A 15,163-nucleotide genomic window follows, 5' to 3' on the forward strand; every position below is an offset into this window, starting at 1 on the left:
ACACCCGTCTAGGCTTGTTCATGATGTCGCCAATCATTTCCCGACTGCACCGTTGCGTGTACTGGCTCATCCTGATGCTGGCCGGCCCCGGCACGGTGCTGGCCCAGGGTGTCACCCCGAAACAGATCCTGATCGGCCAGAGCATCACACTGCAGGCCGGCAAGAACGAGTACGGCATGGCCGTGATGGACGGCATCAACGCCTACCTGCAGGACGTTTATGCCAAGGGCGGGGTCAACGGCCGCCAGATCGTGCTCACGACCCTGGACGACGACAACAAGGCCAGCCAGGCCGAGGCCAATGCCCGCAAGCTGATCGAGGAAGACAAGGTCTTCATCCTGTTCGGCTCCATCGAAGGCGGCCCCTCCAACGCGGTGATGAAGGTGGTCAACGAACTGAAAGTGCCCCTGTTCGGCCCCATGGCCGGCTCGCCCACCCTGCGCCGGCCGCACCAGCCGCTGGTGTTTCCGGTGCGCGCCGAGCACCGCGACGAGTTCCGCGTGCTGCTGGAGTACATCCGCTCCACCGGCGGCAAACGCGTGGCCTTCTTCCGCGCGGATTCCGAAGTGGGCCTGCAGCACCTGGAGAATTTCAGGCGCCTGTGCCAGGAGCTGGGCCTGGAGCTGGTGCTGGACCTGCCTTTCAAGTCCGACGTGACGGACGAGCAGCTCGCGACCATGGCCGGCCGCATCGCCGCGGCCAACCTGCAGGGCGTCGTCAACCACGGCAGCGCCGGTCTCTACGAAAAACTGATCCGGCAGACACGCACCAAGGGCAGCCCCACGCCCTTCATGGCCGTCAACTCCGGCTCCACCCAGCTGGCCCGCCATCTGGGCCAGCTGGCGCACGGCATGCTGTTCGCGCAGGTGCTGCCCAGCCCCTGGGAACGCAAGACCGATCTCACGCGCGAATACCAGGATGCCTTCAAACGCCACAAACCCGGCGTGGACTTTTCCTACGGCAGCCTGGAGGGTTATATGACGGCCAAGGCCCTGGTGGCCGCCCTGCGCCTGGCCGGCCCGCAGCCCACGCGCGAGAGTTTCATCCAGGGCATCTACAAGGCCGGCGCGTTCGACCTCAATGGCCTGCGCACCAGCTACCAGCCCGGCGACCACGCGGGCCTCAAGCTGGTGGACCTGGCCATGTACACCCGCGAGAACCGCTTCCGGCACTGAGCGACTGCCGCCTCGACTGCGCGGCGCGGCTCACGGCGCCTCCTTCGCGGACGTGACTTAGTTGACATTTACCGCCTTGGGTGGGCACCCTGGTCCTGCGGCGTGACTTATTCCCTGACAAATCTTGGGGTTACTCGTAGGCTGATGGGCATAACACGAATGGGAGCCCCTCATGCATGCAAACACACTTGTCCAATCGCTGCGCCTGGGCCTGCGAGTGCTGTGCAGCCTGCTGCTGGCCAGTGCTGCCGCGTATGCCCAGCAGGGCGTCACACCCCGACAGATCCTGATCGGCCAGAACATCTCGCTAGAAGGCGGCAAGAACGAGTACGGCACCGCCGTACTGGACGGCATCAACGCCTACCTGCAGGAAGCCAACGCCAGTGGCGGCGTACATGGGCGCGCCATCGTGCTCAAGACCCTGGATGACGATAGCAAGACTGGCCGGGCCGAGGCCAATGCCCGCAAGCTGATCGAGGAAGACAAGGTCTTCATCCTGTTCGGCTCCATCGAAGGAGGCCCCACCAACGCCGTGATGAAAGTCACCAACGAATTGAAGGTGCCCTTTTTCGGCCCCATGGCCGGGTCGCCCACGCTGCGCCGGCCACACCAGCCGCTGGTGTTCCCGGTGCGCACCGAGCACCGGGATGAATTCCGTGTGCTGCTCGACTACGCCCGCCTCACGGGCGGCAAGCGCATCGCCTTCTTCCGCTCCGATACCGAGGTGGGGCGACAACATCTGGAGAACTTCCGCCTGGTGTGTGAAGAGCTGGGCCTGCAAATGGCACTGGACCTGCCCTTCAAGTCCGACGTGAGCGACGAACAGATTGCCGCCATGGCCGCGCGCCTGCGGGCGGAGAAGATCGATGCCGTGGTCAACCACGGAACCGCCGGCATCTACGAGAAGCTGATCCGCCAGACCCGCGCGCTCGGCGCGACGACCCAATTCTTCGGTGTCAATTCCGGCTCCACCCAACTGGCCCGGCGCCTGGGCGAGCTGGCCCACGGCATGGTGTTCGCACAGGTCGTGCCCAGCCCCTGGCAGCGCCAGACCGATGTGACACGCGAGTACCAGAAGGTCTTCGGCCGCTACAAACCGGAGGCCGGCTATTCTTACGGCAGCCTGGAGGGCTACCTGACCGCCAAGGCTCTGGTGATGGCGCTGCAGTTGGCCGGCCCCCATCCGACCCGCGAGAGCTTTGTGCAAGGCCTCTACAAAGCCGGCAGCCTGGAACTCAGCGGCCTGCAGGCCAGGTTCGAACCCGGCAACCACCGGGGCCTGAAGCTGGCCGATCTCTCGATCTACCGCTACGAGAAAGACGACAAGCGTTTCCGTCACTGAACCTGGAAACCCGGATCAGCGCCGCCGCAGACTCCAGCGGTAGAGCGGCTCGATCAGCAGCAGGACGGCGATCAGGCGGCAGACCTGGAAGGCCGTGACCACCGGCGCGCCGAGCTGCAGCACCTTGGCCGTGATCGACATCTCGGCAATGCCGCCGGGCGCCGTGGCCAGCACCAGGGTGGCCGGGTGCAGACCCGTCAGCCAGGCCATCACGACCGCCAGCCCGGCACACAGCACCAGCAGCCCCAGCGTACCCGCGGCCACCGAGGCCAGCCAGCGCGGTGCCGTGTGCACGAAGGCCGGCGTGAAGCGCACCCCCAGGCTGACACCGATGACGAGTTGCGCCGCGTTGCTCAGCCAGGTGGGCAGGGCCGACAGCTGGATGTCGGCCATGGTCACGCCCATGGCGACCAGCAAGGCCCCCAGGAACCATGGGTTAGCGCGGTCCAGCCGCTCCAGGACCCAGGCCCCGGCGCCCCCCAGCACGAAGAGCAGCAGCAGACCGCTCCAGTTCACCACCCGGGTACCCGCCGGCAGCAGGTCCAGCCCCTGCAAGCCGCTGAACTGCATGGCGAAAGGAATGGCAAGCGTCACGATCAGCAGCCGCAGGCTGTGGGCCGCGGCCACCAGCTCGGTGCGGCCCTGGGCACGCTCGGCCAGCAGCGTCATCTCGGGCGCGCCGCCGATGGCGCCGGCAAACCAGGTGGTGGCCCGGTTCAGGCCCGGCAATCGATGCTCATTCATCTGCTGCAACCACAGGCCGAAGAGCCAGCCCAGCACGAGAGCCCACACAATGCCCAGCGCAATCGCCCACCACAGGCTGGCCACCAGGGCCGTGACCTGCGGCGTGAAATACAGGCCCAGCGCGATGCCGATGGTGCACTGCCCGGCATTGCGCAAGAGTGCCCAGCTTTCGGTGCGCGCGCGCAGCATCGAGGCGCTGGCCGTGGCCAGCAGCGGGCCGATCATCCAGGGCAAGGGGATCTTGAGCCAGACGCAGAACAGGGCAGCGAGCAAAGCCAGCAGCAGCGTGGCCGCAATACGTGCGGGGGAGGTAAAGCGCATACGGAAGAAACGGGTCGGCGTAGTATCGCCGCATCGACGAGGACCCCTGCCATGCGCGACGACCCACCCCTCCACTGCGTGGTGCAGACCACGCTGCCCAGCGAAGCCCAGGCGGCCGAGCTGGCCCGCGCCATCGTGCAAGCCCGTCTGGGCGCCTGCGTGCAGGTGCAGACCATCCGCAGCTTCTACGTCTGGCAGGAACGCGCACACGACGAAGCCGAGTGGCTGCTGGCCATCAAGACGCGCTGCGTGCTCTACGCGACGCTCGAAACCTTCATCCGCGAACGCCACCCCTACGAGACGCCGGAGATCGTGCAGCTGCCCATTGCGGCGGGCAGCGCGGACTACCTGGGCTGGGTGGACGCGAACACGTCCTAAGCCTGGCCTAGGGCGTCATCCAGCGCGCCAGCGGCGTGCGGCTCCAGTCCACGCTGTCGAGCAGGTTCTTCACCACCAGGCCCAGCTCGGTATCGCCCTCGATCACCAGCCGGCGGTGAAAGAACAGGGTGTCCGGGTCTTCCTCGCGCAGCATCATGCGCGCGAAGTCGGCCAGCGTGGCCGACAGGCGCAGGTCGGGTGTGCCACCGGCCGCACTGCTGAAGCCGCGCGCACTCGCCGAGAAGGTCAGGCGCAGGCCCACATCCGTGACCACGATTTCATAACACCGGCCGGCCAGCAGCTCCATGTCGGCTTGCAGGACCCCGCGCCGCCACAACTGGTTGAGCACCTGGGCCAGGGCCCAGGACGGCGGCGCCACGGGCAGGCGGCTGATGAGGCGCGCCAGCGGTGCGGGCACGGTGATGTCAGGCACTTGCATGCGCCACCTCTTTCAGTTGAGCCATGCCGGCTTCGCCGCGCCAGTAGCCGTCCACCAGCGGGCCAGGCGCGTATGCGGCCAGTTGCGTCAACACCTCGTCGGCTGGCGCCTCACCGGCCAGCGCGCGCTGGAACAGCTGCACCACCTCGGCCGTGTGCTGCCACTGCGGGCTGATGCGCACGCTGTGCACGCCCATGGCCTGCATCTGCGCCAGGTGGGGCAGCAGCGCCGAACAACCCGCCGACAGGGTCTGGATGCCGTTGATGGCGAGGAAGTCCTGCGCGTCGCGCGTCGTCAGCGTCAGGCCGTCCGGGTGATCAAGACAGCGGAACTGGCAGTCGTCCTTGTTCAGGTTGTAGTGCCGCGCGGTGAAGCAGCGCGCCGAAAACGCCAGCGGCAGCTTGCCCCAGCCGAAGACCTCGGTCTGCAGGCTGCTGCCGCGCTGGCGCAGCGACTGCATCAGTTCGCCCAGCAACGCCTGCCCCATCTCCACCGGCGGCAGCCAGCGGCAGGCGCCCAGTTCCTCCATCAGCGCCAGCGTGGCAGCGTTGTAGATGTTCATGTGCGTGCCGGCCACGAAGGGCAGGCCGTGCTGGTGCGCCAGCCGGGCCGCGCCCAGGTCGTTGGCTTCCACACGCAGGCGGCCGTTCTCCACCAGGCGGCGCAGGCGACGCAAGTCGGTCTCGCTCTCCAGCAGGGCCTGGCAGGACAGCACCACTTCCTTGCCCGCATCGGCCAGGTCCTGGCCCAGCGCGATCCAGTCCGCGGTGCGCACCTGCTGGCGCCGCGCGCAGACCACCTCACCCAGGTAGATGGTGCCCACCGGCCACTGCATCGCTTCCGCATAGAAGCGGAAGATGTCGTCGCGCGACCAGAAAAACAGGACGGGGCCGAGCGCGAGCTGGAGCCGGTTCACGGGGGTGGTACTCATGCGACTCATCTCCAGGGGCGGCTGTAGGCACCCAGCGTCTGCTGCTGCCCTTCGGCCACCTTGCCCAGGGCCTGCTGCCAGGCCGGCTTGACGTTGTAGCGGGCGCCGTCGTGGGCGGCAGCATCCAATGCCGCGCGCAGGGCCTGCGTGACCTGCGCCACGTAGGCCGGGCTGCGCTGGCGGCCCTCGACCTTGATGGCCGACACGCCCATGGCCATGATCTGCGGCAGCATGGTGATGACGTTGAGGCTGGTGGGCTCCTCCAGCGCGTAATAGGTTTCGTCCTGCACAGCGAAGCGCCCCTTGCACAGCGTGGGGTAACCCGCCGGCTCATCCTTGGCGTAGCGGTCGATCAGCACGCCGTTGAGGCGCGCGTCCAGTGCCGCGGCGCCCTCCTCCCAGCGCACGTATTTGGCCGGCGAGCAGACGCCGTGCGTGTTGGGCGATTCGCCCGTGGCGTAGCTGGAGAGCAGGCAGCGCCCTTCGACCATCACGCACAGGCTGCCAAAACCGAAGACCTCGATCTGCACCGGCGTGTGCTCGATCACGTGGCGCACCTGGTCCAGCGTGAGCACGCGCGGCAGCACCGCCCGCTGCACGCCGAACAGTTCATGTGCGAGATTGACGGCCTCGTAGTTGGTGGCCGAACTCTGTACCGACATGTGCAGGCGCAGGCCCGGATGGCGCTGCGCCGCGTAGCGCATGAGGCCGATGTCGGCCAGGATGACGGCATCCACCCCCAGGTCGGCCGCCTGGTCGATGCCGCGCGTCCAGCGTGTGATGTCCACACCCTGCGCGTAGGTGTTGATGGCCATGAAGACCTTGCGCCCGCGCTGGCGGGCGTACTGGATGCCGGCGCGGGCGCTGATCTCGTCGAAATTGAGGCCCGGGAAATTGCGTGCGTTGGTCTCGTTCTTCAGGCCGATATAGACCGCATCCGCGCCATGGTCGACCGCGGCTTTGAGGGCCGGCAAACTGCCCGCCGGGCAGACCAGTTCCGGCGGTGGGGAAGACGAAGACATGCGTGACCGTGACGTGAGAGGAGTGGACGCTAAGGTACGCAAAGCGCCTGTCGTCGGGTTTGTGCTGGATCAAACAGCACCGTGGTATTCCGATGGATTGACCGAGGTCATGTCGCGACGGTGGCGCTGTTTGTTCTGCATCAAACCCGGTGATGGCAGGGCGCGGGCAACATGCGTTTCCCCCAGTCGGCACGCATGTCCCCATGGCCGGCAGGTGTTTTCCATCTCCTGCGGAACCCTCATCTCATGCGCGTCATCGTGCTCGGCGCCGGCCTGCTGGGCGTCACCTCAGCCTATTACCTGCTGCAGCACGGCCACGAGGTGACCGTCATCGATCGCCAGGCCCACCCCGCGGCCGAGACCAGCTTTGCCAATGGCGGACAGATCTCCGTCTGCCATGCCGAGCCCTGGGCCAACCCGCACGCACCGCTCAAGCTGCTGCACTGGCTGGGCCGGGACGACGCGCCGCTGCTGTTCCGCCTGCGCGCCGATGCGCACCAGTGGCTGTGGGGCCTGCGCTTCCTGCGCGAATGCACGCCGACGCGCACCCGCCGCAACGTGGAGCAGTTGCTGCGCCTGGGCACCTACAGCCGCGGCCAGTTGCAGGCCTTGCGCGCGGCCACCGGCATCGAGTACGAGCAGCGCCTGCAGGGCATCCTGCACTTCTACACCAGCCAGGCGGCCTTCGACAGCGCGCTGGCACCGGCCGCGCTGATGCGGGAACTGGGCTGCGAGCGCCGCCTGCTCACGCCGCGCGAGGCGGTGCAGATCGAGCCGGCGCTGCGCTTCATCGAGCCGCAACTGACGGGAGCCACCTACACCGCGCAGGACGAATCGGGCAACGCGCAGCGCTTCGTGCGCGAACTGGCGCGGCACTGCGAGGCGGCGGGCGCGCGCTTCCTGTTCAGCCACACGGTGACGGCGCTGCGCGCCGCGCAGGGCCGTCTGGACCACGTCGAGGCCACCGATGCCGAAGGCCGCTACCAGCGTCTGAGCGCCGACGCCTACGTGCTGGCCCTGGGTTGTTACAGCCCCCTGCTGGTCGCACCGCTGGGCCTGCGCCTGCCCGTCTATCCAGCCAAGGGGTACTCGGTCACGCTGCCGGTGGCCGATGCGGCACAGGCCTTCGAGGTCTCGATGATCGACGAGGAGTACAAGCTGGTGTACTCGCGCCTGGGCGAGCAGCTGCGCATCGCCGGCACGGCCGAGTTCAACGGCTACGAGCGCCAGCTCAACCCGCGGCGCTGCCGGGCCATCGTGCAGCGCTTCGAACAGCTCTTCCCCGGCGCGGGCGACACCCGCGCGCCGCAGTTCTGGAGCGGGCTGCGCCCGGCCACGCCCTCGAACGTGCCCATCATCGGCCGCAGCCGCCTGCCCAACCTCTACCTCAACACCGGCCACGGCACGCTGGGCTGGACGCATGCCTGCGGCTCGGGGCAATCGATCGCCCGCATCGTCAGCGGCCTCAAGCCCGAAGTGGCCTTCGCTTTCACCGGACTGGAACCCTGACCATGCACTTCCCCGATCTGCGCGCCTTTCTTCAATTCCTGCGCGAACAGCAGCACCTCGTCGAGGTGGAGACCCCGGTCAGCGCCGCCTACGAGATCACCGAAATCCACCGCCGCGTGCTGCAGCAGGGCGGCCCGGCCCTGCTGTTCAAGCAGGTGCTGGATGCGCAGGGGCGGCCCTACGACTTCCCGGTGCTGGTCAACCTCTTCGGCCACCGCCAGCGCGTGGCCTGGGCGCTGGGGCGCGAGCCCGATGGCTTGCGCGAGCTGGGTGAGATGCTGGCCTTCTTCCGCCAGCCCCGCCTGCCCGACAACTGGTCGCTGGCCGACAGCCCGGCCTTGCTGCGCAAACTCAAGCAGATCGGCGCCACGCGCCCGCGCATCGTCAGCCAGGCCCCCTGCCAGGAGGTGGTGTGGCGCGGCGACGAGGTCAATCTGGCGCGCCTTCCCATCCAGCACCTGTGGCCCGGCGAACCGGCGCCGCTGATCACCTGGGGCATGGTGGTGACGCGCGGCCCCAGCGACGCGCCCAACGACAAGGACAACCTGGGCATCTACCGCATGCAGGTGCTGGGCCGCAACCGGGTCATCATGCGCTGGCTGCCGCACCGCGGCGGCGCCCAGCACTTCGCCCGCTGGAAGCAGACCCGCAAGGAGCCCTTCCCCGTGGCCGTGGCACTTGGGCCGGACCCGACCACGCTGCTGTCGGCCGTGATCCCGGCACCCGACACCATTTCCGAATACCAGCTCGCCGGCCTGATCAGCGGCAAAAAATGCGAGCTCGTGCCCTGCCTGGGCGTGCCGCTGCAGGTGCCGGCGAATGCCGAGATCGTGCTCGAAGGCCATGTGTCGCTGAGCGAGACGGCGGAAGAGGGGCCGTACGCCGACCACACCGGCTATTTCAATTCGATCGAGCGCTTTCCGGTCTTCACCATCGAGACCATCACCATGCGCCGCCAACCCATCTACATGTCCACCCTGCTGAGCCGTCCGCCGGACGAGCCTTCGGTCATCAGCGAGGCGCTCAACGACGTCTTCATCCCCTTGCTGCGCCAGCAGTTCCCCGAGGTGGTGGATTTCTGGCTGCCGCCCGAGGCCTGCTCCTACCGCATGGCCATCGTCTCGATCCGCAAGGCCTACCCGGGCCATGCGCGGCGCATCATGATGGGCGTGTGGTCCTACCTGCGGCAGTTCGCCTATACCAAGTACGTGGTCATCGTCGACGAGGACATCAACGCGCGCGACTGGAAGGACGTGATCTGGGCCATCACCACGCGCGCCGACCCGGTGCGCGACACCGTGCTGGTGGAGGACACACCCATCGACTACCTGGACTTCGCCTCCCCGGTCTCGGGCCTGGGCGGCAAGCTCGGCATCGATGCGACCAACAAGGTGCCGCCCGAGACCAACCGCCGCTGGGGCCGCCCGATCCGCATGGACGAGGCGGTCGTCGAACAGGTCACGCGCCGCTGGCAGGACTATGGCATCCCGCTGACACCCTGAAGCGTGACCGGCAGCTCGGATGGCCGACTTCTCCCACCGGGGCCGTCGGTCTCCAAAAATTGAGACAATTGATCCCTGCGTCCGTCAAAAGCGGGCCGCAGGTATCAATCCACACACCTGCCACCAGGGTTTTATGAGCCAGACCTACATCCTCACCCTCTCCTGCCCGGACCGCCTGGGCCTCGTCCACGCCGTCTCCGGTTTCCTGCTCGAACGCGGCGGCAATATCGAAGAAGCCGCCCAGTACAACGACCACGCCACCGGCCTGTTTTTCATGCGCGTGCAGTTTTCCTGCGGCCAGGTAACGTACGAGGACCTGCAGGTCCAGCTCAAGCTCTTCGCCGAGCCCTATGCCATGCAGTGGAGCCTGCACGCAGCGGCCACTGCCATGCGCGCCGTCATATTTGTCAGCAAGGAAGGCCACTGCCTCAACGACCTGCTGTTCCGCTGGAAGATCGGTCTGCTGCCCATCGACATCCGCGCCATCGTCTCGAACCACCGCGAGTTCTACCAACTCGCGGCCAGCTACAACGTGCCCTTCCACCACATCCCGGTGACGGCCGCCACCAAGGCCCAGGCCGAGGCCAAGCAGTTTGAAGTGGTGCAGGCCGAAGGCGCCGAACTGGTGGTGCTGGCGCGTTACATGCAAGTGCTGAGTGATGACCTGTGCCGCAAGCTCTCGGGCAAGGCCATCAACATCCACCACAGTTTCCTGCCCAGCTTCAAGGGCGCCAAGCCCTACTACCAGGCGCACGACCGCGGCGTGAAGCTGATCGGCGCCACCGCCCACTACGTGACGGCCGACCTGGACGAGGGCCCCATCATCGAGCAGGACGTGGCCCGTGTGGACCACAGCAAGACGGTGGAAGACCTCACGGCCATCGGCCGCGACACCGAAAGCCAGGTGCTGGCCCGCGCCGTGAAGTGGCACAGCGAACACCGCGTGCTGCTCAACGGGCACAAGACGGTGATCTTCAAGTAAGCGGTTCACCCCACAAGCAAAAGCCCCGGTGTCTCAGGACCCGGGGCTTTTTGTTGGATGAAGGTCAGGCAACAACCATTGTCAGGCACCTCAGTCGAAGGTCGCCTTGGATCGGATCAACTCGTCCCTCGCCTCCTCGATCGCAGAGAGATGCGTGAGCCGGAACGCGTCCATCGTCATGCGCTCCGCTCGCACCGAGAGGCTCAGGGCAGCGATCGTCCTGTCGGAAGCGTTCGAGATCGGAATGGCGATCGAGCGCACGCCCAGCTCCAGCTCTTCGTCGCACTCCCCCCACCCCTGGCGGCGGCAACGTTCCACACTCTCCACAGCAGACGCGAGGTTGTCGACGGTCTTCGGTGTCCAAGGGTCCATCGGGGCAGCAGCCAGGTGATCCAGCGCCTCCTCCGCCGACAGCCTCGACAACATCGCGCGTCCCAGCGCCGAGCAGAAAACCGGCAGCCGCGAGCCGATGCCCAGACCGGTCGACAGGGTGCGCCGCCCCGTCGAGCGCGCAATGATCAGCACTTCGTTATCGAGCAGCACACCCAGCGACGCCGACTGTCGTGTGCGATCGGCCAGCTTGTCGAGGATGGGCTGGGCCACCTGCGGTGCCGCGCGTGATGTGAGATAGGGCCGCGCGAGCAGCAAGGCACGTGGTGCGACCCAGAAGCGCCTGCCATCGCTGTGCAGATAGTCCAGCTCTTCCAGCGTCATGAGGAGTCGGCGAGCCGCAGCCGGGGTATACCCGGTGAGTCGCGCCACCTCGGACAGGCTCAGCCGGGCGTGTTTCCGGTCGAAGCAGAGCAGGACCTTCAAGCCCTTCTCGAGGGACGCGACAAAGTCTCGGGGGTGCGATCGGTACGCTTCGGTCACGCGTCATTATTGCGCAATGCGCAGATTTGAGTTGCGTCAAGGTTTGTGCGATGACAGAATTTTTGAACTGTTCAAGAGGCTCTCGTGTCCGGGCGCGCAAAGAGCGAGAACGGTTGATCCGACATACGCAAACCTCAGAAATGGTTCAAAAATGATGAAGAGACGAGACATCCTGGGCGCCGCATCGCTGCTGGCACTCCCGCTCGCGGCACGTGCGAACGACTATCCGAAGATGCCCATCAGCCTGGTGACGCCGCTGGCCGCCGGCGATGCCGCCGATCGCGCCGCACGCCTCATGGGGCAGGAGCTCGCGAGCCTGCTGGGGGTGGCGGTGACCGTTGCGAACCGCCCCGGCGCCGGCGGCTCGCTGGGTACCCAATCCGTCATCCGCGCCCCCAAAGACGGCTACACCCTGCTGTACGCCCAGAACAGCCCGCTGACCATCCGGCGCGTGATCGAGCCGGACGCTGCGAACTACGACCCGCTGAAAGACATGATCCCGCTGGCGCTGACGACCCGCAGCCCCTCGGTGCTGGTCGTGCACAAGGACGCTCCCTTCAAGACGCTGAAGGAAATGATCGAGTACGCGCCCAAGCGCGCCGGCAGCATCCAGATCGGCAACGCGGGCCCGGGATCCGTGGGCGACATCAGCGTCCAGCAGATGAACGCTGCGACCGGCGCCTCCATGAGCTCCATCAACTACAAGGGGGCCGCGCCGGCTGTGACCGATCTGCTCGGCGGCCACATTGATGGTGTGATCCTCGCGCTCGGTGCGCTCAGTGCGCACATTCGCAGCGGCACCCTGCGTGCGATCGCGATCTCCTCGCCTTCCCCGGAGTTCCCTGCGGTCCCCACGCTGCGCCAGCTCGGCTACAAGGCCGACCTGCTGGGCGTGTGGTTCGGCTTCTTCCTGCCCGCCGGTGTACCCCAGAACGTGGTCGACACGCTCGTCCCGGCCCTGGAAAAGGTGACACGCAATGCCAGCATCTCGGCCCAGCTGCAGCCTTCGGGCATCGTGCAGGAATGGGGTTCCGGCAAGGTGCTGGCCGACGAGATTGCCAACGAGTACCGGGTCGTCAAGGAGCTGCTCGGCTCCGCGCCCAAAGCTGCCAAATAAAGGGTTGTATGGTTTCGAACAATCTTCACGTCGCCATCGTGGGCGGTGGCATCGGCGGGCTGGCTGCCGCGAATGCGCTCCTGCATCGGGGCCTGCGCGTCTCGGTGTACGAACAGTCGAGCGCACTGCGCGAAGTCGGCGCCGGTGTCTTCATCTATCCCAACAGCCTGCGGCAACTCGAGCGCATCGGCCTGGGTGATGCGCTGGCCCGCGTCGGCGCCAAGGTCGGCTCAGGCTCGGAGTACTACCGGATGGACGGTACGGTCGTCGGCAAGATCCTGACCACCGACTCCGCGGGCTGGAACGGCATGTACGGCATGCACCGCGCCGACCTCTTGCAGGTACTGGCGGATGCCCTGCCATCCAACATCATCCACACCGGCCACAAATGTGTGGGCTTCACCCAGGACGAGGCCGGCGCAGAGCTGCGCTTCGAGAATGGCAAGGTCGTGCACGCCGATGTCGTGATTGCCGCCGACGGCATCAACTCCGTCCTGCAGAAGCACGTCGTGGCGCCTTCGGCGCCGGAATATGCGGGGTTCCGGGCCTATCGGGGCGTCTTGCCAGTAGAAAAGATCCCGGACTGGCGGCGCGAAGCACACCAGGTGTGGATGGGCGACGGCAAGCACTTCATGGTGTTCCCGCTACGCAGCGGCACCCTGGTGAACTACGTCGGTTTCGTCCCCACCAGCAACCAGACCGCCGAGTCCTGGTCCGCCGTGGGCGACCGCGACGAACTGGCCGCCTCGTTTGCCGGCTGGGACCCCCGGGTCACCGACCTGCTGAGCAAGGTGGAGACCTGCTTCTGGTGGGGACTCTACGACCGCCAGCCCTTGAGCAAATGGACGAACGGTCGGCTGGCCCTGCTGGGCGATGCCGCACATCCCATGCTGCCGCACCTGGGCCAGGGCGCCAACCAGGCCATCGAAGACGGCACGGCCCTGGCCGTGCTCTTGCAGGGTCTCGACAAGAGTGCCCCCATCGAAGACGTGCTCCAGCGCTATGAAGCCCTGCGGCGCCCGCGTGCGTCGATGGTGCAACTGGAAGCCCGCAAGAACGGCATGCGCTACGACTCCATGTCCGAATACAAGGACCTGGCGCAGCGCGACCGCGAGATCGCCAACTCTGCGGCGTTCCGCAAGTCTCTTTACGACTACGACATCGAAAAAGAGACGATCAACTTCAGCAGCCCTGACAGCGTGCCGGCATAGCTTGCGCGCCCAGCCCCGCTCCACACCCCGTGGGGCGGGGCGGTTCTCAAACGAGACGGGTGGAAACCTGCGGGAAAGCGGAGGAGAATCCGCCATGAGCAGCCGAATCGTCATCCTTGCAGGCGCCACCGGTCTGGTGGGTCGGGAGATCCTCGAAGGCCTGCTGGCCGACCCTACCGTGACGGCAGTGCACAGCCTGGGGCGCAGAACGCCTGCGACGCAACATCCCAAGCTGGTGGCCCATGTCGTCGACTTCGCCGCGCTGCCGCCTCTGCCACCCGCAGACGAGCTGTATCTGGCGCTCGGCACCACGATCAAGGTCGCCGGCAGCCAGGCCGCATTTCGCGCGCTCGATCACGACGCCAATCTGGCTGTGGCCCAGGCGGCCCTCGCCGCCGGCGTCAAAAAGATGGGCCTGGTGAGCGCCATGGGGGCCGACGCCCACTCGAAGATTTTTTACAACCGCGTCAAGGGCGAGCTCGAAGACGCTCTGACGCAAATGCCGTTCGAGGGCATCGTCATCGCACGCCCCTCGCTGCTGGTCGGCGACCGGGAGGTTCTGGGGCAAGCCAAGCGGTCCGGCGAAGTGCTCGGTGCTGCGATCGCCAAGGTTCTGGGCTTCCTCATCCCCGCGAACCTCAAACCCATCCAGGCGTCATCCGTCGCACAGGCCTTGCTCGCGGCTGTTCCGAACGCCAAGGCTCGTATCGTCTTGCCTTCCGGCAAGATGCGGCGTAATGGCATCCGTCCGTGAGATAAAGCAGCCCGTGTGGACCACAGCAAGACGGTGGAAGACCTGACCGCCATCGGCCGCGACACCGAAAGCCAGGTGCTGGCGCGCGCCGTGAAGTGGCACAGCGAGCACTGCGTGCTGCTCAACGGGCACAAGACGGTGATCTTCAAGTAAGTTGCGCTGCGCCGAGGCACTGGCACACATCGCCCGTGCCTCGGTTTTTTCCGGCGACGACCGAGACTGGCGGGCAGCGGCACCGGTGCCGCTCTAGGGGCAAGCTCGCTTGACACCCGCTCCGAGGCACCTTGAAATGGATTGGCCTGGACCCCCAGGCATCCATTCCTAACCCTTGGGAGCATCCATGTCGACACCCCGGAGCATCTTCAAAAGCCTCGCCGGTCTGGCACTTTCGGGCCTGCTGGCCCTGGCGCTCAGTCCGAGCGCCCAGGCCCAGGCCTATCCGTCCAAACCGATCAAGATGATCGTGCCCTTCCCCGCCGGCGGCACCACCGACATCGTGGCCCGCATCCTGGCGCAGCGCATGAGCGAGTCCATGGGGCAGCCCGTGATGGTGGACAACAAGGGTGGCGCCGGCGGCGCCATCGGGGCCGACCTGGTGGCCAAGGCCGCGCCCGATGGCTACACCATCCTGATGCACAACATCACCTTCCCCTTGTCCTCGGTGGCGCAGACCCTGTCCAACCGCTCGCCCTTCAACGCGGAGACCGACTTCGCCGGCATTTCGATCGCGGTCTACGTCCCCTTCGTGCTGACCGCCAACCCGGGCGTGCCCGCCAAGGACCTGCGCGAATTCGTGGCGCTGCTGGCGAACAACAAGGACCTCAAGTACAACTATGGCTCGACCGGCCCCGGCTCCGCCCCGC

The 15,163-nt window shown here is 66.6% G+C and carries 15 protein-coding genes and 1 pseudogene; 11 read left to right on the forward strand and 5 right to left on the reverse strand.

Going from position 1 to position 15,163, the window contains the following annotated elements; all coding sequences use genetic code 11:
- Positions 1–20 precede the first annotated feature (20 nt).
- Together AO057_RS02105 and AO057_RS02110 are read left to right on the forward strand one after the other, a co-directional pair.
- The gene (locus tag AO057_RS02105; protein WP_082605376.1) at positions 21–1,175 is read left to right on the forward strand and encodes an ABC transporter substrate-binding protein; all 1,155 of its coding nucleotides are present in this window, start codon (positions 21–23) and stop codon (positions 1,173–1,175) included.
- Between the two features lie 172 nt (positions 1,176–1,347).
- Positions 1,348–2,517: an ABC transporter substrate-binding protein gene (locus tag AO057_RS02110; RefSeq protein ID WP_057674071.1), complete on the forward strand. Its 1,170-nt coding sequence runs from the start codon at positions 1,348–1,350 to the stop codon at positions 2,515–2,517.
- 15 nt (positions 2,518–2,532) lie between these two features.
- Here AO057_RS02110 and AO057_RS02115 read toward each other — a convergent pair whose 3' ends face one another.
- Positions 2,533–3,582 carry an AbrB family transcriptional regulator gene (locus AO057_RS02115; RefSeq protein ID WP_057674072.1) on the reverse strand — a complete coding sequence of 350 codons (1,050 nt, stop codon included), beginning with the start codon at positions 3,580–3,582 and terminating at the stop codon, positions 2,533–2,535.
- A 51-nt stretch (positions 3,583–3,633) separates the two neighbouring features.
- On the opposite strand from AO057_RS02115, the gene cutA reads away from it, so the two are divergent.
- The gene (gene cutA, locus AO057_RS02120) at positions 3,634–3,960 is read left to right on the forward strand and encodes a divalent-cation tolerance protein CutA (protein ID WP_057674073.1); all 327 of its coding nucleotides are present in this window, start codon (positions 3,634–3,636) and stop codon (positions 3,958–3,960) included.
- A gap of 7 nt (positions 3,961–3,967) precedes the next feature.
- Here the strand turns inward: cutA and AO057_RS02125 are convergent, their stop codons facing one another.
- From AO057_RS02125 to AO057_RS02135, 3 genes are read right to left on the reverse strand one after another with little or no spacing between them, the layout of a single operon-like run.
- Positions 3,968–4,399 (reverse strand): ubiquinone anaerobic biosynthesis accessory factor UbiT, encoded by a 432-nt coding sequence (locus AO057_RS02125; protein ID WP_057674074.1) that lies wholly within the window; start codon positions 4,397–4,399, stop codon positions 3,968–3,970.
- The gene (locus AO057_RS02130) at positions 4,386–5,330 is read right to left on the reverse strand and encodes a U32 family peptidase (protein ID WP_205629988.1); all 945 of its coding nucleotides are present in this window, start codon (positions 5,328–5,330) and stop codon (positions 4,386–4,388) included. The genes AO057_RS02125 and AO057_RS02130 overlap by 14 nt, the downstream gene beginning before the upstream one ends.
- 5 nt (positions 5,331–5,335) lie before the next feature.
- Positions 5,336–6,352 (reverse strand): ubiquinone anaerobic biosynthesis protein UbiU, encoded by a 1,017-nt coding sequence (locus AO057_RS02135; protein ID WP_057674075.1) that lies wholly within the window; start codon positions 6,350–6,352, stop codon positions 5,336–5,338.
- 246 nt (positions 6,353–6,598) lie between these two features.
- Here AO057_RS02135 and AO057_RS02140 point away from each other — a divergent pair, with 246 nt between their 5' ends.
- The 3 genes from AO057_RS02140 (at position 6,599) to purU (AO057_RS02150) (ending at position 10,345) form a co-directional block, all read left to right on the forward strand.
- The gene (locus AO057_RS02140) at positions 6,599–7,861 is read left to right on the forward strand and encodes a D-amino acid dehydrogenase (protein WP_057674076.1); all 1,263 of its coding nucleotides are present in this window, start codon (positions 6,599–6,601) and stop codon (positions 7,859–7,861) included.
- Positions 7,862–7,863: 2 nt separating this feature from the next.
- Positions 7,864–9,363 (forward strand): UbiD family decarboxylase, encoded by a 1,500-nt coding sequence (locus tag AO057_RS02145; protein WP_057674077.1) that lies wholly within the window; start codon positions 7,864–7,866, stop codon positions 9,361–9,363.
- A 133-nt stretch (positions 9,364–9,496) separates the two neighbouring features.
- Positions 9,497–10,345 (forward strand): formyltetrahydrofolate deformylase, encoded by an 849-nt coding sequence (purU, locus tag AO057_RS02150; RefSeq protein WP_057674078.1) that lies wholly within the window; start codon positions 9,497–9,499, stop codon positions 10,343–10,345.
- A gap of 90 nt (positions 10,346–10,435) precedes the next feature.
- Here the strand turns inward: purU (AO057_RS02150) and AO057_RS02155 are convergent, their stop codons facing one another.
- The gene (locus tag AO057_RS02155; protein ID WP_057674079.1) at positions 10,436–11,218 is read right to left on the reverse strand and encodes an IclR family transcriptional regulator domain-containing protein; all 783 of its coding nucleotides are present in this window, start codon (positions 11,216–11,218) and stop codon (positions 10,436–10,438) included.
- A 151-nt stretch (positions 11,219–11,369) separates the two neighbouring features.
- Between AO057_RS02155 and AO057_RS02160 the strand changes: the two genes are divergently transcribed.
- From AO057_RS02160 to AO057_RS18180, 5 genes and pseudogenes are all read left to right on the forward strand, one after another.
- Complete coding sequence (locus AO057_RS02160; protein ID WP_168163348.1) at positions 11,370–12,335, forward strand: tripartite tricarboxylate transporter substrate binding protein; 966 nt, start codon at positions 11,370–11,372, stop codon at positions 12,333–12,335.
- 8 nt (positions 12,336–12,343) lie between these two features.
- Positions 12,344–13,546: an FAD-dependent monooxygenase gene (locus tag AO057_RS02165; RefSeq protein WP_057674081.1), complete on the forward strand. Its 1,203-nt coding sequence runs from the start codon at positions 12,344–12,346 to the stop codon at positions 13,544–13,546.
- 94 nt (positions 13,547–13,640) lie between these two features.
- Positions 13,641–14,300: a Rossmann-fold NAD(P)-binding domain-containing protein gene (locus AO057_RS02170; protein WP_057674082.1), complete on the forward strand. Its 660-nt coding sequence runs from the start codon at positions 13,641–13,643 to the stop codon at positions 14,298–14,300.
- 9 nt (positions 14,301–14,309) lie between these two features.
- Positions 14,310–14,453 (forward strand): annotated as a pseudogene (purU, locus tag AO057_RS17380) (formyltetrahydrofolate deformylase); the annotation flags it as partial.
- A gap of 187 nt (positions 14,454–14,640) precedes the next feature.
- Positions 14,641–15,163: Bug family tripartite tricarboxylate transporter substrate binding protein (locus tag AO057_RS18180; RefSeq protein WP_256380076.1), on the forward strand; the 523-nt coding region annotated here is incomplete at its 3' end.

The sequence above is a fragment of the Curvibacter sp. PAE-UM genome, from assembly GCF_001432305.1.
Classification (GTDB): Bacteria; Pseudomonadota; Gammaproteobacteria; order Burkholderiales; family Burkholderiaceae_C; genus Hylemonella.

Coding starts and splice junctions, on each gene's coding strand:
- AO057_RS02105 (WP_082605376.1), top strand. CDS start 21: ATGATGTCGCCAATCATTTCCCGACTGCACCGTTGCGTGTACTGGCTC.
- AO057_RS02110 (WP_057674071.1), top strand. CDS start 1,348: ATGCATGCAAACACACTTGTCCAATCGCTGCGCCTGGGCCTGCGAGTG.
- AO057_RS02115 (WP_057674072.1), bottom strand. CDS start 3,582: ATGCGCTTTACCTCCCCCGCACGTATTGCGGCCACGCTGCTGCTGGCT.
- cutA (WP_057674073.1), top strand. CDS start 3,634: ATGCGCGACGACCCACCCCTCCACTGCGTGGTGCAGACCACGCTGCCC.
- AO057_RS02125 (WP_057674074.1), bottom strand. CDS start 4,399: ATGCAAGTGCCTGACATCACCGTGCCCGCACCGCTGGCGCGCCTCATC.
- AO057_RS02130 (WP_205629988.1), bottom strand. CDS start 5,330: ATGAGTACCACCCCCGTGAACCGGCTCCAGCTCGCGCTCGGCCCCGTC.
- AO057_RS02135 (WP_057674075.1), bottom strand. CDS start 6,352: ATGTCTTCGTCTTCCCCACCGCCGGAACTGGTCTGCCCGGCGGGCAGT.
- AO057_RS02140 (WP_057674076.1), top strand. CDS start 6,599: ATGCGCGTCATCGTGCTCGGCGCCGGCCTGCTGGGCGTCACCTCAGCC.
- AO057_RS02145 (WP_057674077.1), top strand. CDS start 7,864: ATGCACTTCCCCGATCTGCGCGCCTTTCTTCAATTCCTGCGCGAACAG.
- purU (WP_057674078.1), top strand. CDS start 9,497: ATGAGCCAGACCTACATCCTCACCCTCTCCTGCCCGGACCGCCTGGGC.
- AO057_RS02160 (WP_168163348.1), top strand. CDS start 11,370: ATGATGAAGAGACGAGACATCCTGGGCGCCGCATCGCTGCTGGCACTC.
- AO057_RS02165 (WP_057674081.1), top strand. CDS start 12,344: ATGGTTTCGAACAATCTTCACGTCGCCATCGTGGGCGGTGGCATCGGC.
- AO057_RS02170 (WP_057674082.1), top strand. CDS start 13,641: ATGAGCAGCCGAATCGTCATCCTTGCAGGCGCCACCGGTCTGGTGGGT.